This window comes from bacterium SCSIO 12741, from assembly GCA_024398055.1.
Taxonomy (GTDB): domain Bacteria; phylum Bacteroidota; class Bacteroidia; order Flavobacteriales_G; family Salibacteraceae; genus SCSIO-12741.
Genome location: CP073749.1, coordinates 4,473,386 through 4,497,513 on the forward strand (window position 1 = coordinate 4,473,386; position 24,128 = coordinate 4,497,513).

At 44.5% G+C, this 24,128-nt stretch carries 22 protein-coding genes and 1 tRNA gene; 10 read left to right on the forward strand and 13 right to left on the reverse strand.

Going from position 1 to position 24,128, the window contains the following annotated elements; all coding sequences use genetic code 11:
- Positions 1-128 precede the first annotated feature (128 nt).
- The 5 genes from KFE98_19040 to KFE98_19060 are packed head-to-tail and all read left to right on the forward strand — an operon-like array spanning position 129 to position 4,385.
- Complete coding sequence (locus tag KFE98_19040; protein ID UTW62080.1) at positions 129-1,532, forward strand: tetratricopeptide repeat protein; 1,404 nt, start codon at positions 129-131, stop codon at positions 1,530-1,532.
- Positions 1,533-1,534: 2 nt separating this feature from the next.
- A complete protein-coding gene (locus tag KFE98_19045; protein UTW62081.1) occupies positions 1,535-2,320 on the forward strand; it encodes a phosphosulfolactate synthase in 786 nt (261 codons plus the stop codon).
- A 6-nt stretch (positions 2,321-2,326) separates the two neighbouring features.
- Complete coding sequence (locus tag KFE98_19050) at positions 2,327-2,650, forward strand: rhodanese-like domain-containing protein (protein UTW62082.1); 324 nt, start codon at positions 2,327-2,329, stop codon at positions 2,648-2,650.
- A 2-nt stretch (positions 2,651-2,652) separates the two neighbouring features.
- The gene (locus tag KFE98_19055) at positions 2,653-3,642 is read left to right on the forward strand and encodes a DUF368 domain-containing protein (protein UTW62083.1); all 990 of its coding nucleotides are present in this window, start codon (positions 2,653-2,655) and stop codon (positions 3,640-3,642) included.
- On the forward strand, positions 3,642-4,385 hold the full coding sequence (locus KFE98_19060; GenBank protein ID UTW62084.1) for a shikimate dehydrogenase: 744 nt from the start codon (positions 3,642-3,644) through the stop codon (positions 4,383-4,385). Before KFE98_19055 ends, KFE98_19060 begins: the two co-directional genes overlap by 1 nt.
- On the opposite strand, the gene KFE98_19065 is transcribed toward KFE98_19060, so the two are convergent.
- The 7 genes from KFE98_19065 to KFE98_19095 form a co-directional block, all read right to left on the reverse strand.
- Complete coding sequence (locus KFE98_19065) at positions 4,386-6,332, reverse strand: T9SS type A sorting domain-containing protein (GenBank protein ID UTW62085.1); 1,947 nt, start codon at positions 6,330-6,332, stop codon at positions 4,386-4,388. It abuts the gene before it with no gap.
- A 52-nt stretch (positions 6,333-6,384) separates the two neighbouring features.
- The gene (locus KFE98_19070; protein ID UTW62086.1) at positions 6,385-7,266 is read right to left on the reverse strand and encodes a 4-hydroxy-tetrahydrodipicolinate synthase; all 882 of its coding nucleotides are present in this window, start codon (positions 7,264-7,266) and stop codon (positions 6,385-6,387) included.
- On the reverse strand, positions 7,256-7,798 hold the full coding sequence (locus tag KFE98_19075) for a hypothetical protein (GenBank protein ID UTW62087.1): 543 nt from the start codon (positions 7,796-7,798) through the stop codon (positions 7,256-7,258). The genes KFE98_19070 and KFE98_19075 overlap by 11 nt, the downstream gene beginning before the upstream one ends.
- Positions 7,799-7,828: 30 nt before the next feature.
- On the reverse strand, positions 7,829-8,707 hold the full coding sequence (gene prmC / locus KFE98_19080; protein UTW62088.1) for a peptide chain release factor N(5)-glutamine methyltransferase: 879 nt from the start codon (positions 8,705-8,707) through the stop codon (positions 7,829-7,831).
- Entirely contained in the window at positions 8,707-9,555 is an 849-nt protein-coding gene (locus tag KFE98_19085) for a transporter substrate-binding domain-containing protein (GenBank protein UTW62089.1), read from the reverse strand. Before KFE98_19085 ends, prmC begins: the two co-directional genes overlap by 1 nt.
- Positions 9,556-9,695: 140 nt before the next feature.
- Entirely contained in the window at positions 9,696-10,799 is a 1,104-nt protein-coding gene (locus KFE98_19090) for a DUF3179 domain-containing protein (protein ID UTW62090.1), read from the reverse strand.
- A 58-nt stretch (positions 10,800-10,857) separates the two neighbouring features.
- On the reverse strand, positions 10,858-11,913 hold the full coding sequence (locus KFE98_19095) for a PA0069 family radical SAM protein (GenBank protein UTW62091.1): 1,056 nt from the start codon (positions 11,911-11,913) through the stop codon (positions 10,858-10,860).
- Positions 11,914-12,083: 170 nt separating this feature from the next.
- On the opposite strand from KFE98_19095, the gene KFE98_19100 reads away from it, so the two are divergent.
- Positions 12,084-14,153, forward strand: coding sequence for an HDIG domain-containing protein (locus tag KFE98_19100; GenBank protein ID UTW62092.1), 2,070 nt, complete (start codon positions 12,084-12,086; stop codon positions 14,151-14,153).
- Position 14,154: 1 nt separating this feature from the next.
- Here KFE98_19100 and KFE98_19105 read toward each other — a convergent pair whose 3' ends face one another.
- Positions 14,155-16,092, reverse strand: coding sequence for a T9SS C-terminal target domain-containing protein (locus KFE98_19105; GenBank protein UTW62093.1), 1,938 nt, complete (start codon positions 16,090-16,092; stop codon positions 14,155-14,157).
- 393 nt (positions 16,093-16,485) lie between these two features.
- On the opposite strand from KFE98_19105, the gene KFE98_19110 reads away from it, so the two are divergent.
- The 4 genes from KFE98_19110 to KFE98_19125 all read left to right on the forward strand — a co-directional run bounded on the left by KFE98_19110 (position 16,486) and on the right by KFE98_19125 (position 18,937).
- Positions 16,486-17,136: a hypothetical protein gene (locus KFE98_19110; protein ID UTW62094.1), complete on the forward strand. Its 651-nt coding sequence runs from the start codon at positions 16,486-16,488 to the stop codon at positions 17,134-17,136.
- 105 nt (positions 17,137-17,241) lie between these two features.
- Positions 17,242-17,328, forward strand: a tRNA-Ser gene (locus KFE98_19115).
- Positions 17,329-17,922: 594 nt separating this feature from the next.
- Entirely contained in the window at positions 17,923-18,480 is a 558-nt protein-coding gene (locus KFE98_19120) for a DnaJ domain-containing protein (GenBank protein UTW62095.1), read from the forward strand.
- 19 nt (positions 18,481-18,499) lie between these two features.
- Positions 18,500-18,937, forward strand: coding sequence for a DnaJ domain-containing protein (locus tag KFE98_19125; GenBank protein UTW62096.1), 438 nt, complete (start codon positions 18,500-18,502; stop codon positions 18,935-18,937).
- Positions 18,938-19,037: 100 nt separating this feature from the next.
- Here KFE98_19125 and KFE98_19130 read toward each other — a convergent pair whose 3' ends face one another.
- From KFE98_19130 to KFE98_19150, 5 genes are read right to left on the reverse strand one after another with little or no spacing between them, the layout of a single operon-like run.
- Positions 19,038-19,520, reverse strand: coding sequence for a hypothetical protein (locus tag KFE98_19130; protein UTW62097.1), 483 nt, complete (start codon positions 19,518-19,520; stop codon positions 19,038-19,040).
- Positions 19,517-20,479 carry a hypothetical protein gene (locus KFE98_19135; GenBank protein ID UTW62098.1) on the reverse strand — a complete coding sequence of 321 codons (963 nt, stop codon included), beginning with the start codon at positions 20,477-20,479 and terminating at the stop codon, positions 19,517-19,519. The genes KFE98_19130 and KFE98_19135 overlap by 4 nt, the downstream gene beginning before the upstream one ends.
- Positions 20,460-20,987, reverse strand: coding sequence for a hypothetical protein (locus KFE98_19140; protein ID UTW62099.1), 528 nt, complete (start codon positions 20,985-20,987; stop codon positions 20,460-20,462). The genes KFE98_19135 and KFE98_19140 overlap by 20 nt, the downstream gene beginning before the upstream one ends.
- Positions 20,977-22,194 (reverse strand): hypothetical protein, encoded by a 1,218-nt coding sequence (locus KFE98_19145; protein ID UTW62100.1) that lies wholly within the window; start codon positions 22,192-22,194, stop codon positions 20,977-20,979. Before KFE98_19145 ends, KFE98_19140 begins: the two co-directional genes overlap by 11 nt.
- Positions 22,194-24,119 carry a hypothetical protein gene (locus tag KFE98_19150; protein ID UTW62101.1) on the reverse strand — a complete coding sequence of 642 codons (1,926 nt, stop codon included), beginning with the start codon at positions 24,117-24,119 and terminating at the stop codon, positions 22,194-22,196. Before KFE98_19150 ends, KFE98_19145 begins: the two co-directional genes overlap by 1 nt.
- Between the last annotated feature and the right edge of the window lie 9 nt (positions 24,120-24,128).

A 24,128-nucleotide genomic window follows, 5' to 3' on the forward strand; every position in this document is an offset into this window, starting at 1 on the left:
GGCACTACCATCAGTTATTCCGGGAGAAAACACGCTGTTAATTTCTTTTTAACAACTTATAAATGCCCACAATGTACCAGGATTCAAAATTTCTACATTTGTTTGTACCCCTATTCGAGTCTTAGTATATGAAGGAAGATTTCGACCCCTCTTTTGACGAAAGAAACAACGATGACCGCCTGATCAAATTGGAAGATATGTTCGCCGATGCGGCCTATTACTACTTCGACGTTAACGAATGGGAAGGCATCATCGAACACTACCTTTCTTCACTCAAATTGGACAAAGCCGTAAAGGCGCTCACCTTCGCTCAAAATCAGCATCCGATGAACTTGGAACTGATGCTTAAAGAAGCCGAAGTACTCGCTGAAAATAAAAAGCCTGCCCAAGCCATAGCCCTTCTTAAAAAACTGGAAACCTCCTACCCTTTTGATCCTGAATTAAACATGATGCAGGGATCGGTTTACAGCCGGTTTGGGCAACATGTTAAGGCCTTGGCCGCATACAAACAAGCCTTGAGTAAAATGGATGACGCCCGTAGCGATGTGTTGTTGCAGATGTCTTCTGAATGCCAGATTTTGGATATGCCGGCTCAAAGTTTATTCTGGCTCAAAACCCTTCTTAAAGAAGAGCCGGAGAACATCGAAGGGCTCTACGAACTTTCCTTGTGTTTTGAGAGCTTAGACCGTATTCAGGAAGGAATTTCCTTCTTTCAGCAGTTTGTGGAACAAAACCCATACAACCACCACATTTGGTTTAACCTGGGAAACTTGTACACCGCCAATGATCAATTAGAAGAAGCTTTGGTCTCCTATGATTATTCTGTATTGAGTTACGACGAGTTTTCTTCCGGGTGGTACAACAAAGGAACGTTGCTGAGCAAATTGGACCGCTATACGGAAGCCATCGAATGCTACAGCCGAACCCTTGAATTGGAGGGGCCTTCTGCCCCCACCTATTGCAATATGGCCGAGTGTTATGAAAACCTCGAGGATAGCCAAAATGCACTTGACTACTACCAAAAAACACTGGATCACGACGAATCATACCTGGAAGCCTGGATAGGTGCAGCGAATATCTATCTGGATTTGAACAATTTAGAGAATGCACTTAACTATAGTGAAAAAGCCTGCAAATTAGACTCCTCTAATCCGCAGGCAAACTATATTTTTGCCGAGGTTTGTCAGGGTCTGGGATTTGTCGAGGAATCCAGAAAAGCCTATAAAAAAGTTATTCAAGCAGATTCGGATAACTGGGAGGTTTACCTCGATTATTCGGCCCTGCTGTTTGAACACGACGAGAAAGAAGAGGCACTGTTTGTGATTGAAAGTGGCATTACACTTACCGGAAATAAAGTTGAATTGGCCTATAGGGCTGGAACATACTGCTATTTGATGGGAATGAAAAGTAAGGCCTTCGATCATTGGAACACCGCCGGAATGGAGAACCCCCAGGCTTTTATTCAGGTTTTTGACTACTGCTCAGAACTTCAAAACCTTTTAGAAGTACAGGAGTTTTTCGAAAATTTTTAGCAATGAATTTTGAGTTACCATTTATTCCCGAACGTGCCACTAAGCCCAGGGACAAGGGAATAACCATGATGATGGATAAAGGGCTGAGCATTCGCGAGGCCGAAAATTTCATAGAGAAATCAGGACACCTTACCGATTTTGTAAAATTGGGATTTGGTACCTCCTACCTCACCAATAGGCTCAAGGAAAAAATCAAACTGTATCACGAAGCGGATATCAAAGTTTACTTAGGTGGAACCTTGTTTGAAGCTTTCTTGGTTCGCGATAAGTTGGATGACTACAAGCGTTTGTTGAACGACTTAGACATTCGAGCTTGTGAGGTATCTGATGGTTCCATCTCCATTGCACATGACCTAAAATGTGAGCTTATCCGCGATATGGCTAAGGACTTTCTTACCCTGAGCGAAGTGGGTAGTAAAGAAGAAGGAATTTTCATCAGTCCTGGAAAATGGATTAGTATGATGACCAATGAGCTTGAAGCTGGTTCCTGGAAAGTGATCGCAGAAGCTCGGGAATCGGGTAATGTAGGTATTTACAGGCCCAATGGAACAGCTCATACCGTATTGGTAAACAAGATTTTAGCTCAAGTCAATCAAGATGATATTCTTTGGGAAGCACCGAAAAAACCGCAGCAGGTTTGGTTTATCAAGTTGTTGGGTGCTAACGTAAACTTGGGTAACATTGGTCCGGAAGAGGTTATTCCTTTGGAAACCTTGCGTTTGGGCCTTCGTGGAGATACCTTCTTCACCTACCTTCCGGAAAATATCGTTGAAAAACATCAGGACTAATACAGGATGAAAGTAATTGAAGTAAGTACACTCAAGCAATGGATGGATGATAAGGTGGATTTTCAGCTTATCGATATTCGTGAGCGTTATGAATACGATTGGTGCCACATCGAAGGGTGTGAGCTTATTCCAATGGGAGAAATTCTGAATCAGGTCGATCGAATTAGCCGGGATAAAGAGGTGGTAATGCACTGCAATTCAGGTAAACGTGCCGAAGCCCTGATCGATGTTCTCGAAAGCAACTTTCAATTTAACAACCTAATCAACCTCACTGGAGGTATTGAAGCTTGGGTGGATAAATACGCCCCCGAAAAAGTAGCTGAACGCTAATTATGTCCAACCGATCCATTAAAGATTACATGGTCTTAACCCTGAAAGGGATGGCCATGGGAGCAGCCGACGTAGTTCCTGGAGTATCTGGAGGAACAATCGCTTTTATATCTGGTATTTACGAAGAACTTTTGAGCACCATTAGCGGAGTTCGTCCCCGCTTGATAACGGTTTTAAGAAAAGAGGGATTAAAATCCTTTTGGAAAGAACTGAACGGAAACTTTATCGTTGCACTCTTTCTGGGAATATTGATCAGTATTGCCTCGCTGGCCACGGTGATTAAGTATTTGCTTCGCGAACAACCGGTATTGCTTTGGTCCTTTTTCTTCGGGTTGATTATCGCCTCCGTCTTTTTGGTTGGAAAACAGGTACGAAACTTTAAAGCTCCTATTAATATAATAGGACTGATAGCCGGTACGGTGATCGCCTACTTTATCACCCTGGCCACACCAACGGGAGAAAGCCAAAACTTGATTTACATCTTTTTCTGCGGTTCTATCGCCATTACGGCCATGATCTTGCCTGGAATCTCAGGTAGTTTTATCCTGTTGCTGCTTGGCGCCTATACCACCGTGTTAGGCACTGTCAGCGATTTGATTCAATTCCTAAAAAATGGACAGTTCGGAGAAATGGTATCCGGTGTTACACTCATCGCTGTATTTGCAGCGGGATGCTTGACAGGTCTGTTAGGTTTTAGTGGCGCTTTGAGCTGGTTGTTCAAAAAAGCCCATGACTTCACGGTAGCCGTTCTAACCGGTTTTCTAATTGGATCACTCAACAAGGTGTGGCCCTGGAAACATACCCTGGAATCGATTGTCCTTCATCCGGGCGAACCTAACGAACGGGTAGTTCCTATGGTGGAAGAAAACGTGCTGCCACAGGCTTTTAACGGTGACCCTCAACTTCTTTTTGCCATTTTATTGGCATTGGCTGGGTTTGGACTGATCATGATTTTGGATCGTTTCGCTCCTGAAAATCAAGAGGCTGCCTAATGCCCCAGTTTGGATTAATTGGGCAATCCTTAGCTCACTCTTTTTCCCGGGACTTCTTTCTGGATAAGTTTGAGAGCCTAAATCTCACGGATCACGACTACCTCAATTTTGAAATCAATGATTTGGAGGAACTCCCCCCTATCGTTGAGGCACATCCCGAATTAATGGGATTCAATGTAACTATACCTTTCAAAGAAGAGATGGTTACCTTTTTGGATCGGCACACCCTAGAGGCCAGTGCCGTTGGAGCCGTTAATTGCGTTAAGATTGTTCGCGAAGGAGAAAACGTGTTTTGGATTGGCCACAATACGGATGTCTATGGCTTTCAAACATCCTTACAAAACATGCCAGGTATCGACCGAGTTAAGACTGCCTTGATCCTTGGAACAGGCGGAGCGGCTAAATCGGTGCAATGGGTACTGGACCGAATGAAAATTAAACACAAGTCCGTTAGTCGCGATCCATTGGCCAGAATCAACTACTACAACCTCAAGCCTCAGCGAGTGGCCGATGTTCAGTTGATTATCAATGCTACACCTTTGGGTACCTGGCCTGATGTAGACGAATGTCCACCCATTCCGTACGAAGTCATTGGAGCCGACCATCTCTGTTTCGATTTAGTCTACAACCCCGAAAAATCTTTGTTTTTAGCTCAAGCTGAAGCTCAAGGTGCCACCATTCAAAATGGGCTTGAAATGCTCGTTCTCCAGGCTGAAAAAAGCTGGGAGATTTGGAACAGTTAGCTATTGTTTCTGAAACTTGAGGGTCGTTTCTTCCCAAAAGTCCTTAATCTCTATCAAGTACTGCCCCTTGCCAATTCCGGCAAGTGAAAGCGAAAAAGATTCAGCCGAAAGCTGCGTGGTGACCTGCTTTTCCATGACCATTCTTCCGGACATATCAAAGATTCTAATCTGCAAGGATGGGAGAATAGCATCCGAGTAAATCACGGTCAATACGTCATCTTGAACAGGATTGGGTGCAATTTTATAGCTTACGGGTTGATGCTTGTAATCCACATGTATCACCTCATTGTCGGCCGATAGAATCCACCTCTTAGGATCAAAGGAAACAACCCTTACGGGCCCCTCCAGCGGTATTTTGTACTCTTGCCTGTCGTAGGAATGATCGAGGCGCAACAAGGTATCTGTTCTATCACCTACCACATGGATAGGCAACACCATATCGAAAAAGGTACCTTCCCATACCCAGGATTGCTCCTGGTTCAAAATCAAATAGAGATTGTATTGCCGGTCCTGATACCACTCAATGGTATAGCTGGGCCAGCCCTGACGGTAGAACCAATCGTTAAAAAATTCATCAATCCCCTGTCCTCCGGCTTCTTTCAGGTGACGTATCAAATCTTCGGTCCGGGCAAATCCATAATTAAGAGACTCATCGTTGAGGTAGTTGCGAATGGCTTCAAAAAAGGCCTCGTCTCCCATTTTCCAGCGAAGCATGTGAAGCAAGTAAGCACCTTTGGCATAAGTCCACTTGGGATCGAACAAACGCCCTAAATTATTCGTATCTGGCACATGAACGGAACCCCCAGGGTGGGTTGTAATCAAACTTATTTTGTCCTCCTTCCAGGCATTCCAAAGAACAGGAATGTTGAACTCATAAGTCAAGCCCTCCAAATAGGTAGCAAATCCCTCGTTTAACCACAGGTCCTGCCAGGACCCACAAGTAATTTGATCCCCAAACCATTGATGCGCCAATTCATGGGCCACCAAGCCGTGTTTGAAATGGTACATAAAACTCATGGTTTGGTGTTCCATACCACCACCCCACTTAAATTGGGCATGGCCATAATGCTCGTCAATAAAAGGATAGGTTCCAAACAAAGAATCAAACAAATGAAGGGTTTGATCGAAGTCTACTAAATCATTTACCGCTTCAGCAGAATCTTCAGGATACACGTAATTGACAAAACGTAAGGACTTGTCGCCTACCGGAATATCCTCCTCAAAATAGGCATAGGGAGCCACAGTAATGGCAACCAGGTAACTCACTATGGGGTAATTGTGCTCCCAAACCGTTTTGCTCCAGCCGTTCCCCTTGTCCTCAACGAGTTTTTTCAATCCGTTGGAAACGGAACTGTAAGCTGATGGAGCGGTGATGGAGATCTGAAGCTTCTCTATTTTGTCGGTAAGATCTTGTTTACAAGGCCACCAATCCTTAGCTCCATAGGGTTCAGAAAGTGTCCATAGAACCGGAATTCCCTGCCCAGTTGTATCGGTTTGGAAAGAGCGGGTAGATCGAGTCGGCTCCCCCTTGTAGAGAATAACGATGTCCAGCTCCATATCTAATGGAAGGGCCGAGTCCAGCGGAATGGTGATAACATCATTTTCATGGGTAATGGCCATCAGCTGATTGGCAACCAATACAGTGTCCACCTGCAGTTCATTACTCAAATCCAATTGAATGGTATCGAGTCCTTCGGCAACTACCTTCACCTTCGTTTGAACCGTACCTTCGATATAGTGGACGGCAGGATCAACCCGCAAAAAGAGACTCTGCTCTCTTACATCAAACTTTCCCCGCTGAGTATAAACCTGCGTTTGATCAGCTTGCCTCACGGCAAACCGACTTTGCTCCGCCTTACTAATGGGCCCCAATTGATGCTTAAACTCAATTTGAGCAAGTAAAACAGACGGGAAATAAAGACAGAGTATGATTAGGAGCCAGCGCATCCTACAAATATAGCAGCGCAGGCCATTCAATACGTCTGAGAAATGACGGGAATTAGTTCAAGCCTTCCAGCTCTTTTTCCATGGCCGTACGAAGGTCATCTGAAATATTCACCAAAGGCAAGCGAACCGCTTCTCCACAAACCCCTTTCATTTTAAGAGCAGCCTTGATTCCCGCGGGATTCCCTTGAACAAACAGCTGATCAATCAAATCAGAAACGCGGTTTTGAATACGCTGTGCTTCTGCATAATCGCCGTTGAGTGCAGCGTGGGTCATTTTTCCAAAATCCTTGGGTAAAGCGTTACCAATAACGGAAATAACTCCGTCTCCACCGGCTGCAATGTGTGGAACAACCAAGGCGTCATCACCACTAATAACCTTAAAATCTTCGGGTTTGTCCTTGAGAATTTTCACGATTTGAACCAAATCACCGGAAGCTTCCTTCACAGCGATGATGTTATCAAAGTCCCGAGCCAATCTTAAAGTGGTATCGGCCGACATGTTGCTCGCTGTGCGCCCAGGAACATTGTAAAGAATGATAGGCAATGGCGAAGCTTCGCTCAAAGCTTTGTAATGCTGATAGATACCTTCTTGGGTAGGCTTGTTGTAATAAGGGCTTGCCGATAAAATGGCATATACCCCGTCCAGGTCAAAATTGGAGAAACCTTCTACCAACGAGGCAGTGTTGTTTCCACCGTGACCGAATACCACAGGTTTTCTCCCCTGATTCACCTGTTTGACTACACGCAACACTTCCTGTTTTTCGGCCAAAGTCATGGTCGCTGATTCTCCAGTTGTTCCTTGAACAACCAAGTAATCCACGCCACCTTCTACCAAATAATTTGTCAGGTTTTCCAACCCGGCGTAATCTACCTCACCCTTGTCGGTGAAGGGAGTAACCATGGCTACTCCGAGCCCTTTGAAATTATGCTGCATGATTGTTATTGTTTATCAGTTTCATGTAATGTATCCAGTGCTTTACCCACTCCACAGGTCCTTCTCCTTCTTTCAGGCCAATCATCAAATCAAGGTATTCCTTGTTCCAATCCTGTTCCCGACCGCAATGAAATTTTGCCTGGCACATCAATCTGCTGTAGGCCATTGGGATGGAAAAAGATTCGGTTAAATCCACGAATACGTCCACCTTAGGAATCTTATCCGCTTTAGGCTTTAACCAGGTTCCTACTTCTTTGGGAGAAATGATTTGAGGATCAAATTGAAGGCCATTCTCGGTTTTCGTGGGTTTGAAGGTTTTGTCGAAGCAAAGAAAATGAACCGTCGTTTGGGCATTTTCCTGATGAATAACCTTCAGCAACTTCTTCTGGTCCAAACCTTTAAGTGTTTCCGGATCCAGAATGATAAGCAGGCTTTTCATCTGCGCCAAGGGCAAGAAACCACCGGCCACAGCACCTTGAAGGGCTTTGTTGACCTGTCCATTACCAATCCGTTCTCTAAAACTCCAGAACATAGCGCAAATATATTCCTTTCAACGCCAATTTTAATGGCCTTTTTGCGCCCGAACCATTCGATCTCTACCCGATAAATCCTGACGAACGCAAACGTTCTCATAACCAAGACTATCGAGGAGCTCCACTACCCCTTGGCCGTATTTTTCGTGAATCTCAAAATAGAGCTTTCCTCTCGGTTTTAAGGCCTTTTGAGCCTCTTCGGATATGCGGCGGTAAAAGATCAAGGGATCATTGTCCTCCACAAAAAGGGCCAATGAGGGTTCGTAATCCAAAACGTTGGCCTGCATATCGCTTGCATCCGATTTTAATACGTAGGGCGGATTTGATACCCAAATATCATAGGGTTTCTCCCCGTCGATCAGCTGGAAAGAATCCTGTAGGATATCCTTCGCATGGAAGTTAACCTCAGCATCATTTAAGCCAGCATTCTTCCTGGCGGTTTCCAAAGCCTCTGCAGATAGGTCGCATGCGTGGACCTCTACTCCATTTAATTCTTGCTGAAGGGTAATCGGAATGCAACCGGAACCGGTACCCAAATCCAAAACCTTCAGTCCCGCCTCGTTATGATGATCATCAATAATCCACTGGCAGAGTTCTTCCGTCTCAGGTCGGGGTATTAAAACCGATCCATCCACTTTAAATATCCGTCCGTAAAATTCAGCTTCACCAACGATGTATTGCCAAGGCTCATTTCGCTTCAAAGCCTTTGCAGCCTTAACGATGAGTAGCATTTCGGATTCGCTTACCCGCTTATTGGGTTCCAGCAGGTAATCCGCGGCATTTACCCGGAAGTAGTGCTCAAAAAAGCGATTTCGAAGCACGCGAATTTCTTCCTTGGAGAAGAATTCCTCGAGCTGTAATTGAAGGTACTGGTCTAAACTTTTGAGGGTGTTGTCTCTGGCTTTCATTAACGAATCTGCACCTCGTTGATCACTTGCAAATCGAGGTATTTGTCCAGAATGCTGTGGTATTCAGCGGTAGCGGCAAAACCGAAACCACCGACCATGAACTCGTTGAAAATATCGTTCCAATCGCTGTTTGGAGGGAAGATAAATCCAAATCGTTCTCCATTTAAATCAGCGTTGCGATGCACCCGTAAAATACCTCCTTGTTCTTTCGTAAAGGCCCAGTAGGTAATGATATCTACGTACCCATAATAAATGGGATCGTCTTTCATTTTAACCAACATCTCCTTGGGTGAGGAAACGTAACTAATCTGCATTCCTGGATAATGATCTTCCCGAATCTTCAACAATTCCTTTTCATGTGATGATCCCTTTACCACCAAGGCAACACGATCTTTGAATACAACGGAAAAATCCTTTACGCTTTCCAGCGAATTCACCTCAAGAGCAGATACAAGAACTGCTACATTTTTTAAATAGGGCTGAGAGAATTGAACCGAGTTTTTACGCTCAGCATTGATGGTTACAGAACCTAAACCAACCATTCCATTACCACCATCGCGGATAACATCATAGAACTTATTGAAGCCTTCATTTTTCACATAGTTGATTTCTAACTGTACACCTTTGTACTTCATCAACCAATTGGAGAATTCCGATAAGATGTCCACTTCAACCCCCATCATTTTGCCATTTGGATCCTGATAAGCAAAAGGGTAATTGTTGAAATAATAGGCGTTCAATACTCCATTCTTTTGAGTAGCAACCTTGTTCCAACTTTGATAAACCATCTGTTGAGAAAAAGCTTGTAGCCCACTCAACATCAATATCATACAAACTATTATCCGCATCGATTTCATAACCTGTTCAAGATTTGCGGCAAAAGTAAGTCTATTCCCTGAACCGACGAATAAGCCTAAGACAGACCGATTCTAAATTCACACAATCTTCGCTTTGGGATAATGTGGGTTTTTCTCCTTCCGAGGACGGACTATTGGCCGTATATCTGTGAGTTTGGATAGAAGTTTAACCAGGCAAAAGCAAAATGGACTCCATAAGCCAATCGGTTCAGTTGCTCCCCTTTTCGATCACCTGAAATACACTGACCGCGATGATTCCAAATAGACTGACTGCGCTCATCATGAATCGCTCCCTCCTTCCATAGAAAAGTGTCCTCTCCTGGATCAAACACGGCAATTTTACCCAAGTCCTTTGACTCACGGATTTCTTTTTCATCCATCACCGAAAGTTGTCCGGACTCGTGCAACAAGAGAATCCCCTGCCCTTCGTGCTGATCTTGAATCAAATGTTGATTTTGAATTACGCTTAAGAGATAGACCTTGGGAATACGCTGCCCATATAAATTCACCACATACTCGGTTGGAGGAAGTCGGTCATCCACTTCACCATGGAAAAGAAAAGGCTTTTTTCCCAGACTATCGTAATGATGGTAGGGATTGGATCCATAGCTATTATCCGCTTTTGACTGCAGTACTCTTCCCTGCGGATAAAACTGAACAAAGTCCTCCAAAGAAGTAATCTCGGACGGAAGTATAGTGAGTTCCTGTCCGGACAGTTCTCCAACAATAGCTCGTCCTGTCATTTGCTGCCACCACGACTCCGTCTGCCGATCCCACATTACCAGATCCGAATGGCGTAACATTCCTGAAACACCAAAATCCAGTTCCAAGGGCTGGCCATTCACATCCAGATTACGATCAAAAACGATGGATGCATGGCAAAGCGGGCAGAAGGTAACAGTGATACCTAATCCGCCAATTCGATCATTCACAATTTCATGAAACATCAATATGCTTAAGGGATAAGCCTTAGCCTCGCCATCTCGCTCTACCACGATCACGGGCTCTTGAGGAATTCCAAGCACCAGAGCCTTAGCCCCATCCACAAAATAGGGATCATCAATGGGTGGAATTCCGTCACGTGGCAACAGGCACAGAAATTCATCCAAGGGCACTTCAGCTTCGAGCGTATCCGTATTCCAAGACTGGTTAACCTCTCGTGGATCTCGAATTTGCCCAAAAGACACCGAAGACCACAACACAAAGATCAAACTATAGAACAGCGGGCGAAGCATGAGGGTGAAAGTAGAACATTTCACCCAATGCAAAAGGTTAATCAACAGACAGAAAGAGCTAAAAAAGAGAAAGTTGATCAGGCTTCTTGGGGCTTAGTTGGTAGGCTGGCTTCCGGTCTTTAAAATGAAGGGTTCGATGAATACGAGCCAAGGCCGATATCGCATCAGCTTCAGCACCTTCTCCCCTCATTCTGATTTTTGATCGAGAATCACTTAGACTTCCTCCATGCAGTTTTTTAATCTGGTTAAGCAATTTGTTCGCCCGATCTGGATAATGGCGCTGAGCCCATACTTCAAACAGGGTGCCATTCTGATGATTCAGACGTACCACCAAATGATGGAAACCGGAAGCTCCTGCCTCTGCTGATCGCTGAATTATTTCAGGAATTTCAGTAGAGTTCAATCCAGGAATCACAGGAGCCATCATCACGGTTACCGGAATCCCAGCTTCACTCAATTGTTTAACCGCATTCAACCGGCGTAAACCAGTAGAAGTTCGAGGCTCCAAGGCTCTTCTAAGGCGCTCATCCAGAGTAGTTATCGATACTGCCACGGTTACCAATTGACGGGAAGCCAGCTCTTTAAGAATATCTAAATCCCGCAGAATCAGATCGTTTTTGGTAATCATTCCTACTGGGTGCCTTTCCTCCAAAAACACTTCAAGCAGCTGTCGGGTAATTCCAAGCTCTCTTTCAACAGGTTGATAGCAATCCGTATTTCCTGATAACATGACCGGCTCACCTTCCCAATTGCGACTGCGCAGTTTGGCTCTCAACAAGGTGGGTGCTGTCTTTTTCACCATAATTTTTCGCTCAAAATCTACCCCGGCATCATAGCCCCAATAGTTATGGGTATGCCGGGCATAGCAATAGATGCAACCATGTTCGCACCCCTGGTAGGGATTTAATCCCCAACGATAGGGAATATCTGGGCTATCAATCTTGTTAAGAATGGATTTTGGATAAACTTCCTGATAGATCGTGGGTTCTGTAATTTCTGAATCGGGGACATCTAACCCATCATATTCTTCTCTAACATAACGGTGCTCGAGATAGGGATTATGCACTTTAGACTGGGCTCCCTGGCCTTTAACGGCCTGTGGCGAATGGGACATAATATGGCCTTCATGGTTTTAGGTTTGGTACACGAATAATCCCCATGAATAGCAGCCTAAATGGAACTTAAGCTGCCGCTTCGAAGCACAAAGAGACAGGGAATAAACGAGAATTCCAACAAGGGGGCATTTTACTACAAATTCAGGCAACATTATCTATTTTCGTGGTGATGAAAGAACTGCTCAACAAGCTGCGTGACGGCCACGATATCATCTTCAAAGGCCTGTTGCTTTTGGTCAGCTTGGTCACCATCGTTTATTTCCTGCCTAAGGAGGCCAAGTTTCAATACGAATTTCAAGTTGGAAAACCCTGGCTTCACGAAAACCTGTTGGCTCCTTACGATTTTGCCATCTACAAATCAGATCAGGAAATGCAGGAAGAACGGGAGACGGTTACCCGAAACTCCCAATATTTTTTCGATCAGGAAGAAATTGTGGGCGAAGAGGCCTTACGTCAGTTCGAAAAAGACCTGGTAAGCCGGCTGGATACCAGCAGAAAGAAAGAACGGAAAATTTACAACCGCTTACTCCCCATTGGTCGCTCTGCATTAGCCCATATTTACAAGCGAGGCATCGTTAAACCCGTTTCCGAAATAGAAGATCTGGAAGAAGATCAGTTGGTTGTGATTAGTCGTGACAACCTGGGCCAGGAAAAAGTGCTGGGTGATTTGTACACGATTTCATCGGTTTTGGAATACCTCAAATCCCAGTACAATAGAATCGATGATGATGAGCAAAGGCAATTGCTGAAGGATCTGTTAATTCGAAACATGTCTCATAACGTGTTTTACGATGCGGAAAAAACAGAAGCCGTATTGCAGGAACGCATAGAAGCCATCTCCCCGACACGCGGTAAGGTCGAAAAAGATGAGCTCATTATTTCCCGAGGAAATGTAGTTACTGAACCGCTTTATCAACGATTGGAGTCTCTGAAACGGGAATACCTCAAGCGTAAAGGAGGGGCTGGAAGTCAATATTACATTGCGGCTGGACAAATCCTATTGGTAGGAATGATCCTGCTTGTTTTGGTCCTGTTCCTGTCTATTTTCCGGCAACACATTATCAACGTGAGCAACCGGGTATTCTTTATCCTCGTTACCTTCACCCTTATTGTGCTCATGGGAACCATTCCGCTCTATATCGAGCAAGTTCCCATTTATGTACTGCCATTTTGCCTCCTTCCCATTCTTATCAAGGCATTCTATGACGAAATACTGGCGGCCTTCATTCATGTACTCGCCATGATATTGATTGGCTTCGTAGCACCGAATGGGTATGAGTTCGTCTTCCTTCAATCTATGGCCGGCCTCATTGCCATATTTAGCCTGGTTACGGTGCGAAAACGATCTCAGCTGATCACTACCACCCTGGTTATTTTTGTGACCTACGTTGCATCGGATTTGGCCCTGCTTATCGTTCAGGAAGGAGATTGGCACAACATCGAGTGGCAAAATATGTATTGGTTTGCCGGTAGCGCCATTCTTACTTTACTCGTCTATCCTTTGATCTATCTGTTTGAAAAGCTATTTGGTTTCCTTTCCGATGTTACCCTGATGGAACTGGCCGATACCAATTCAAAATTGCTACGAGAATTGGCGACTCGTGCTCCTGGAACGTTTCAGCACAGCATGCAGGTAGCTAATCTATCAGAACGAGCCATTCTGAATATTGGTGGTGATCCGCTACTCGTTCGCACCGGAGCTTTGTACCATGACATTGGTAAAATGAAACAACCGCACTACTTTATCGAAAATCAAGTAGGTGGTGTAAATCCTCACGACGAATTGGCTCCTGAGGAAAGTGCCGAAATCATTCTCGATCATGTACTTGAAGGTATAGAATTGGCCAAAAAAAGTCGGCTTCCAGAAGTCATTATCGATTTCATTCGGACCCACCACGGCACCTCCCAAGTGAAGTACTTTTTGTACCAATACCAACAGGCGCATCCGGATGAAGAAATAGACCTGAGCCGCTTTTCTTATCGCGGACCTATCCCCTTTTCGAAGGAAACTGCCGTTTTGATGATGGCCGATGCCTGTGAGGCTGCTTCGCGTAGTTTACCGAATTACAGTGTGGAGAGTATTGGAAAGCTGGTTAATGGAATTATCGATAGCCAGGCAGATCAAGGTCAATTTGCCAATGCCGATATTACGTTTAAAGACATTAGCACAATAAAGAAAATCTTTACGAAGATGCTACTGAACATATACCATGTTCGCATCGAATATCCCAAGGACTAATCTATCGGATAATCAAAGGTTGAGTATCCAACATCGAGCCGTCCAGCGAAACAGCCTGAATCAAGTAATGGCCGATACCCAAAAACGACCAATTGAACGTCAAATCATTGGCATTGGGACTCAATTGAACACTTTCGCGATGCACCTCTTCACCAAGCTGATTGTACACAATTAACGCTGCCGAGGTATTTTGAGAAGCATGCAACACCAGGCTAAACTTACCGTCGTTAGGCAGGGGAAACAAACTTTTTAAGGTCTCCTTGGCGTCAAACTGAACCATCCGAATCTGTGAATAGGTGGCCGTTCCATCAAAATCTACCTGTTTTAGACGATAATAGTTGAGTAAGGCTGGATCGGAATCAATGACCTCATATTCTGTCGATTCATTGGTATTGCCTTGTCCGGATCGCAAACTGTGGAAATTCCAATTCTCCGAATCGGTCGATTTTTCCAATTCAAAGTAATCGTTATTGATTTCACTGGCCGTTTTCCAATGTATTCTCACTTCGTCGGTGCTTAAAACGTCCGCATCAAATTCAACCAGTTCCACGGGTAATGGCCCGGTTATTCCATCTTGAATACCGTCACCATTGCTTCCGGCGCCATTATCTGCACGGCCACATGCATTACAATTAATGCCTCCCATTCCCGCTTGGGTATTCGTGGTTACGTTCGTGGTAGGCTCCGAGGTATTGTAAATGACAGCGCCCATTCCACCACCACCACCTGCACCATGGATATGAGCATGGGTTACATCACCCCCTCCGCCACCATTGGCTTGAACGGTTATTGGACAAGTTGCAGAAACGCTCCAGGCTCCAACCTGAAAAACTATCGAGCCGCCGCCGCCGCCGCCGCTGTTTCCATCACCTCCACTACCTTGGGTCACAGTTTCTCCATCGGCTTGAATGGTTCTTCCTACACACACGCCGCCAGTTCTTACTTCATCCGCTCTAATGAGAATGATTCCACCTCCATCTCCAGCAGCTACAGAACCACCGTTGTTTACTTCACCAGCTCCGCCGCCGCCACCCATAAAAATGCGGCTGGCCGAAATATGTGCATCCAGGGAAATACCCCCTACTCCTCCAGCCGACGGAGAGCAATTGGGCCAACCTGGGCCACCTTCTCCACCAGCGGTAGCATTGCTTCCACCACCGCCACCACCGTTGTGACTATTTCCGCCTCCGCCGCCATTCAGAATTTTGGCCTGCCCGGCAGCGTAATTGGAGTTTGAAACTCGGTAAATGCTTTCACCTTTATCCGCAAAATGATCGGTACTTGCCAGGCGATAATTAGATGAACCGCTGCATCCGGTGGATCCACCACCGTTGCCTGAGGCGCCTCTAAAACCAAGGCCATCAACACTCATGTTATGGGCAATGGTTAAAACACCTTCCACTTGAAAAGCCAGTACCCCACCATTATTACCATCCCAGGCCTTGGCTGACAATTCTTGGGTAGTTGTATAATCAGGACTTCCAAAAGTGGGAAAGCTGATCACCTGAACCTGAGAGTTGGACCCTACATTATAGCTATTAGATAAACTGCCGGTGAGGGTTATTGAATTAGGACTTCCACCTGATTCCGTATGGGAATCTATCTGTCGAATTTCATATAATCCAGCTGATGCGATATTGCTCAAGTTTCCGAAACTGGAATTATTGGACGTATTGGATCCAATAACATCGTCTTGCATTTGCATGATGACCACGTATTCTCCATCTTCGAAAGTGTCGTCCGTTTCATCGACCATATCAATGGTCAACGTGGATCCAACAATACCCGTTACCGTGGCATAGGCGTTCACATTTTGTCCGAATACGGGAATACAGGAAATTAGGATTAGGGCAACCCAAATCAAGTTCAGGGCATGAATCATTGTGGCATAACGACGACCACTCCGAGGGGTGTTTAAGGGGTTGTTGGGCAACTTCATTACCATCTGGAATACGATGTCTAATTATCAAAAGTTGCGTTCTGTGGAAGTAATCCCAGCTAAAACCCCTGTTCTACAACGCTAATCAACGGATATCAAAAGACGCTCCTACACACCCCACATGACTTGATATCAATCAATTAGAACCAAATAGAAGATTTAAATCTGTTAAACCTTCCACGTTTCGCACCATAAAATTCTCTCGCCGCGAAACTACCTAACAGGAATACACCCCTTACAAAGCACCCTGTTCATAGGTCCAAGAAAAGTGCGTTTCAACGGGTGCTAAATTTCATGGTGATTGGGTGACACTTGGCTCATGTGTTTGAATCAGTCAATTTAAGCCTGCTGAAACCAAATAGTGTATCTTCGATCAACGATAAAACCAAAACCATGATATCCCTATTTCTTCGAGCCAAACACTGGCAATTTTTTCTACTCTTCGTTGCCATTCCATTTGGAGTCCATTCCTTCAATATGACGCAGTTGATTTTGAATACAGTAGGAAGCAATACACCTGAATTCGATAACGCTATTGGGGTTTTTCGCGGGTTTGTTGGGGTTGCTACCTTATCGTTTTTTGGCTTGTTTGGCTGGTTTTGGTCCATCTACTTTGGGCTTAAAAAAAGCCTTCCTGCCCAAATCAAGTTTCCCGACAATCGATTCAGATTCTTTTTGCTCTTTCCAGCTATTTATATAGCTCTATTGCTGTTTTATTTTTTATCGTTCATCAATAGTTTTTTTAGTGATGCCGGAGAAATAGAGCCCGTTTTCATCGGAATGGCAATGACAATTGTAATTCCTCTTCACCTCATTTCCGTGTTTGGAATGTTCCATAGCCTCTACTGGGTTGCCAAAACGATAAAAACGGCGGAAATGCAACGTAAGGTCGATTTCTCAGAATTCGTCGGTGAATTTTTTCTGATTTGGTTTAATCCCATTGGGATCTGGATCGTTCAACCAAAAGTCAATCGATTATTTGAGCATCCGCCTGAAGTTGATGAGCAAAAACTGGACGAAAACTGGGAAAGACGCACGAATTGATCGCATCTAAGTTTCACTATCTCAGCAAATTCAAACTTTCCCTTAAATTTCCTATCCCACAAAGCTTGTCTAAATCCCATTTAGTGTTACTTTTGCCCTCCTTCCGGAGAGGTGGGTGAGTGGCTGAAACCACATGTTTGCTAAACATGCGTACGTTAACGCGTACCGGGGGTTCGAATCCCCCTCTCTCCGCTACCAAAACCCTTCTGTCGACAGACAGAGGGGTTTTCTTTTTTTTTAAGCGACGAAAACAAACGTTTTCAAGGAGCGTTAAAAAAAAGAAAACCGTTTGGCTTGCCAAACAAAGGGTTTTGATAAAGCCTCCCCCCAACAGGGATCACCGAACAAAGTGAGGTAATCCAAAACGAAAAAAAAAGAAAACCGTTTGGCTTGCCAAACAAAGGGTTTTGATAAAGCCTCCCCCCAACAGGGATCACCGAACAAAGTGAGGTAATCCAAAACGAAAAAAAAGAAAACCGTTTGGCGTGCCAAACAAAGGGTTTTGATAAAGCCTCCCCCAACAGGGATCACCGAACAAAGTGAGGTAATCCAAAAACGAAAAAAAGAAAACCGTTTGGCGTGCCAAACAAAGGGTTTTGATAAAGCTCCCCCAACCGGAATCACCGAACAAAGTGAGGTAATCCTGAATTGCTCAAATCCAGCCCCCCTCTTCCCCAATCGAATAAAAGGTGAATTTCACCTGATTAATGGCTTCACAAAAACTAAAATGTACTTACAAGCGTTATATTTGATACTAACCAATTAGGATAATTCTCAGCAGAAAAATTGTATCAACGTTATTACAGAATCTTAGGAGTCACGCCGGAGGCGAGTTTGGAGGAAATCAAAAAGGCCTACCGAATTTTGGCTCGTCAATACCATCCTGACTCCTCCAATGACCCGGGCACTCGGGAAAAGTTTATTGAAGTCACCTTGGCCTATGAGCGCATTCTGGAGCGCAGAAAGCGACCATTGAGTTACCGAATTCAATCCAAAAAGACCATTCGGAAAAAGGTGCGTAAAGCTCGTAAAAGTCGTATTCATCCACGTGATCGAGCAGCAGGATACTCGGAACTAAACTACCAACGTTACAAAAAGAAAAGCTCTGCCTACAAGAGCCCAGAGGAGTTGAAATTCTACAAATGGTTCTACTATGTAGCTTTTTTCTTTATTACGCTATTTGCAGGGTGGTTCACCTTTATGAGCTCCATAGTTCTTATTGAGTCTCACAACCCCGTATCCGCAGCTCAGGTTGCCGCAAGTGTTTATGTATTTTTCGTATGCTTCAAGCGGTTTACAGGCTGGAGAAAAGATCAAAAACACGCCTTAGAGGCCCAGGATTAAATCCTATTTTTACCCGACCATGCTACAACGCCATTTCAGAACCCTTGAAATAAAACCAACTACCGATAAAAAGGTGATCAAAAACGCCTATCGGAAATTGGCGAAGAAATACCATCCAGACATCAGCAAAGTTCCCGACGCACATGAACGCTTTGTGGAAATTACCTTGGCTTATGAAAAAATCCTGGAACGTCTGGATCGTCCTGCGCCGCGCGTAAACAGACAATCAACTCAAACAAAAAGGCAACAATACCGGGATCATATTCGAAAACAGCAACGTCGACGTAGAGATCCGCGCAAACGGGCTGAGCGCTATGCCAAAATGAACTACTCGCAGTTTGAAGAAGCTCAACCCAAACCTCCCCCTTTCCATGGGCGAATAGAATCATTTTTGGATTTTGCGCACTTATGTTTCTATACCCGGTATTCTATAGCTTTTACTCTGGGGAAATTATAACAACCTTGGTAGTTTTTGCGGCTGCTGGCGGGGTTGGCTATTTGGGTTACCTGGCAAGCACCTATATCGGACGACAAGTTCGTGGCCCTTGGTAGATTAGCTATTTGTGAATAGTGCGTTGCTGATTTTCAAATTCCAGCAAAACAGAATCTTTCCAGATTTTAAGCACCTTGATCGACTCAAATTCCTCCATCTCCTCCAAGGCCTCTTTGCGGCCATTGATCTCGAAGAAGGCATACAAATTACCCGTTGTGTGGTTTTTTACCGTTCCGTTGTAAACCACAGGAGGCCAAATCTTAACAGGTTTAGCTATAACTGGCTTAGCGCGCTTCTTCTGCGTAACAGGTTGTATCGGATTACTTGGAGGTTGATAAGCCATCTTCTTAAAAAACGGATCCGCATAGTTCTTCTGGAGATCCACGACTTCTCTCTTTTCTTCAGAAACTTGTGCTACAGGCCTGTTCATCGCAAAAGTCAAGTTATCATCTTCTATAGAAGCAGGTGCCAATATTTGGTAGGCAATCAAGCCCCAAATGGCCACCACACCGATCAGCAACGTTATTTTGACCGGCTTGCTTTTCATGGAATGGTGACTTTACGAGAAACTGAAAAGGTTCCCACATTTCCAGCCCGATCCGTGGCTCTAATTCGCCAATAGTAGTCTCCAGCTGTCAGGGAATCAGAATAGGTTTGTCCGGCTCCCGAAACCTTTTTGATCAACGTGGTTAATCCGGGATCAGAATAAAGGAACAAACTATCGTAAAGCGGTGTTCCACTATCCGATGGTCGGGTCCAGGTAAACACCACGTTGCCATCTGGCTGAGTAGCATTATCCTGTGGATTGTTGGGTGTAGCAGCTACAGGCGAGATATTATCAAACCAAATGAAACGCTTACTATAGCCCGTTTTAGACTTGGCATTTTCCGCATTAACTCCCCAGGTAAACTTTCCATTTTCCAAGGCCTTGGTCAAGGTAAGGCTATTGTTGGTGGTTTCGACTTTACTCGTAAACAGTTCGCCATTTTCAAAATCGCTTCCCCGAACGATTCGAAAGCCATAAAACGATGATAGAGCAATCGGTTCCCAACTAAATTGAGGATATAATGAAGCCGTGAAAAAACTATCAACCGGTGAGGATAGTACCACTTGAGCCCCACTCAGGTTTTCAGAGCTATCTACCCGAATTCGGTAGGTGGTATAACCAGATTCATAACCGGAGTTTTTGGCCTGAACCCGCCATTCATAGTTCCCCGGGTTAAGGGTGTAAGTATAGCTATTGGCTTCAACGGTAGAATCCAATACCACGGTGGCCAAAGAATCAAAACTTGGTTTGCCAATCTGTAAGCGATAAGAGCTCGCTCCCTCTACTTCGTTCCATAGGAAAGTAATGGTTTGATCTTCAATCTGCACTCCGTTAGAAGGAGCAACCAACGTGACACGGGCTTCGGTTATATCTTCCAAAATGGCTTGGTGGCAACTCCCGAGAAGGATTAACACCCCCAGAAACCAGACTGAATGATGATTAAGCAATTTCTTGTACATAGACTTTCATAAATAACTGCACCCTCTTTAGGCGCTTATTCTTCTTCTTGTAGAAGTGAACCGAGGCAATGCTTCCCACATAAGGGCCATTTTCCAACTGGTTAAGCACTTCCAGAAGATCAAAGTAGTTGCCTTCCAACACAAAATGTTGGGTCTTTACGTGCAGTTGTTTGTTTTCTTCTTCATGCAATTGAGGAAACTCAGCAATTCGAGCTTTTCGATTTTCCAATTCCTGAGTCAATCGAAAGAGAATGCGCTCCTGAAAATCAGAAATAGCCTCCCCCTCGGGTTGATTCAAGGCGGCCAAATGTTGTTCCACCTGATTCTTTTGAGTCATCAATTGAACCTTCATTTCCTGATACTGCCGAATTTGTTCTTGTTGAGATTGATAGCGCTGGTAGCGATCCAGCGTATTGGAAAGGCTAAATGACCATACCAACCACAGCACTCCAACCATTCCACCTAACAACACGGCAAACCGCTGCTTTATGTTGAGCTTATCCCACATGCAAAGTCAGGTTTAGAATGAAAAAATTGGTGCGCTTATCAAAATCGTAGGAAAATTGCTCAATGCTCAAATCAGCAATGAAGGGCAACTCCATCAGTTCTCGGGTCCAACTCTGCAATTCGTCACTTTGCTTGATTTGTCCTTGCAATACCAAAGTAGTTGTACGGAAAGCGAGCTCCTTCTTACCTCGGTTAATCTTTTCCTGAACAGGAGCAAATTCCATCTTAGATAGCTCAAGTCGTTTGGGTACCGTGGCCGCAATTTCATCGGCAAACCGGGCATAACGGCTTTGCCCAGAGAAGTTTATTTTTTCGAGAAGCTGCTGTTTATCCTGAATAGATTGATTCAATTTTTCCAACTGATCAATATCACCGGATAGTAAGGTAAGCTCTCCCTCTAACAAAGCTACCTTTTGATCATAATGACTAAATACGAGTACATTAATGGTAAGCATGAGCAGCAGGAATCCGATAAATCCAATTCCTACCTTTTTAATTATCTGATTGCCCTTAAGATTAAGCTCCTTAGTCACCCATTGCTCACGATGACTTCCCAGCAATACGGGAATACCCACCAATCCGGCTAAAGCCGAAAAATAGGCCAATACTTGAGGGCCCCGAAGGGTTTCACCATGGTATTCCAGGTAATCTGTATTGGGATCGGTGATGGGCCCCGATGCTTCAACGTGGCCATGGTCAGTCCAATTCAGGCTATAATATCCCACTCTTTCAGGCTTCGATTCCCGCAGAAAAGGAAACAATACACCTGGACCAAGTCGCATATTGATCACCGAAGCACCAGCGGCTTCTAATTCTTTTAATACCGGATTAATCTGATCCAAGCGCAGCAATGAAACTTGAGTCGATCCTTCTTGAGCATCTACCTGAGTCATAAAATCCTCAGGAGTTATGTTTGGAAAAGCCTTCTTCATCAAGTCTTCCAAATCGTTGGAGTCAGTAAAGAGTTCCTTACTCAATACTCCTTTTCCACATACGGAAACAAACAGTCGCTTTTGCTTGAGCTTATCAAGAGGTAAATCTTCGAGGGTTCTAATATTTCCTTCTTCCCAAAGAAGCTCAACGGACTCCCCTTTTCGTTTAAGGGCAACCAAATGAATGACCCATGAATCCCGGGAAAAGAAACTCACCTCCATTCCGATCGTTTCGGAAGGTTTCAGCATTTTTTCCAGGTATTCTTTGGCCTTCATTAGTAGATGATGGTTGGTTTGATAAATACATTCAATTTAGACTTGTCACTCTCTCGGGTGCGTTGTCCAAAAATCCATTTTAACACAGGTATCCGGGAAATTAGCGGTAGGCCCTTCCCTTCTTCGCTGGAGAGTTTTCGTTCCAAACCTCCCATCAATATCATCTCTTCATTTCGTACCCGAATCACTGAGTTAAACTGCCGAGTTTCACTTCCCGGTGGAGCATTTACACCACTCTTGCCCGTAAAATCGGATTGACTTACTTCAATTTCCAAAGTCACTTGCTCATCCCCAGATACAAAGGGCTTAATGGTGATGGACAAATCGGCTTGAACCGATTTCCAGTTTTGTTGAGAGGTAACCACATTATTGATCCCGGAGTTGATGGTATTTGATGTTTCCAGGTAATAATCGGTCTGACCAATGGTCATATTGGCCTCATGTCCGTTAATGGTGGCCAGCTTTGGTGTAGATCTCATCTTCAATATTCCATTGGCCTCCATGGCTTTGATGCTTAGGTAAAAATCCGGGGTAACCTTACCTAGGTTTAGAATCCCAAATCCATTGATTCCATTGATCACCTTGTTCACATCATCTGCATTGAGATTTACATTGTACTCGGGCAAATATTGGCTGGAACGTGTTTGGCCAGATGGGCCCGTAGTGGAAGTCCCGTTACCGGTATTTTCACCAATTCCCATGGAAATGCCTGTAGAGAGGGTTTTACTGTTGCTCACGTTCACAATCATCACATCGATCATCACCACAGGTACTACCTTGTCTATTTGCTTTAAGAAGGCCTTTACTTCGTTCACATTCGGATAAGATCCGGTAAGAATCAATCCGTTCAATTCCACAAACTCCTTGATTTCAACACCCTTTTTGAGCTCTGCCGGAATCACGTCCATCACCGACTCTATGGTACGGTTTTGCATTTGAACCAATTCGGTAGTTCTCAACCGCTCCAATTGTCTCTTACCAATCAGGTAAATATTGCCCTCATTTTTGTGGGTATAATCGGTTCCGTTGAGCAGGTAAGTCAGAAACTCGTCGTAAGTCGCATTCTCAATGTAGAGCGTTGCTTTACCGTCAGGATCGTTGAACAGAAAGAAGTTTTTATCCAATTCATCCGACACCAGTTTAATCAAATCTTTGATAGGCGTATCCTCTGCCTCCAGGGTAATCAGTTGATCATTGATCTTGAGATCGAGATCCATATCTGGTTTTAGGGGTTTTCGCTTGTTCTTCTGAACCGTCCTTGGATCTTGCTTCTCTGCTGTTTTTTCGGGATCATCTACCTTTTCGAGAATGAAGAAATTATCGGTGGTTTCCTTGAGTTTTAATCCATTGGCATAAGCCAGTTTCTCCAGGGTATTCTTAAACGGGCGATTTTGAATAAAGGCACTTACAATATGCTGATCAATTCCCGGAGCCAGAATCACGTTGATTCCTGCTACTTCGGTAATAGCCTTAGCGACATGAGCCAGGGTATCCTTCTTCAAATCCACAGAAAGGAAGTTGGTCCTTACCTCGTACTTCACATTAATCTTTCGGGCAATCAATGGTTCGGGCTCTTTCTCAGGAGCAACGTAAGCGGAAAAAGACAAAATACTGCCAATAAAAACGATATCCAGATCATGCTGCCGACACAGATACATCAAAACATCAATAACATCGGCGTCAGAAAAGTTATTGGTCACCTCCACCTGCAGCGAAGGATCCACACTCACATTGAGCTGATGAGCTTCAGCAATTCCTCGCAAGAATTCCTGGATACTTATCTCGCTCACAGATAGCTCTACCTGTTCTTTGAGCCCCGGTTCGGATTCCGACATTTTAACCAGCTTCTGACGAAGGTCCACAAAACGATTACCGTTCTGAGCCCAGCCTCCCAAGCAGGTAAAAAGCAGAATTATGATGGTCAATTTTTTCAT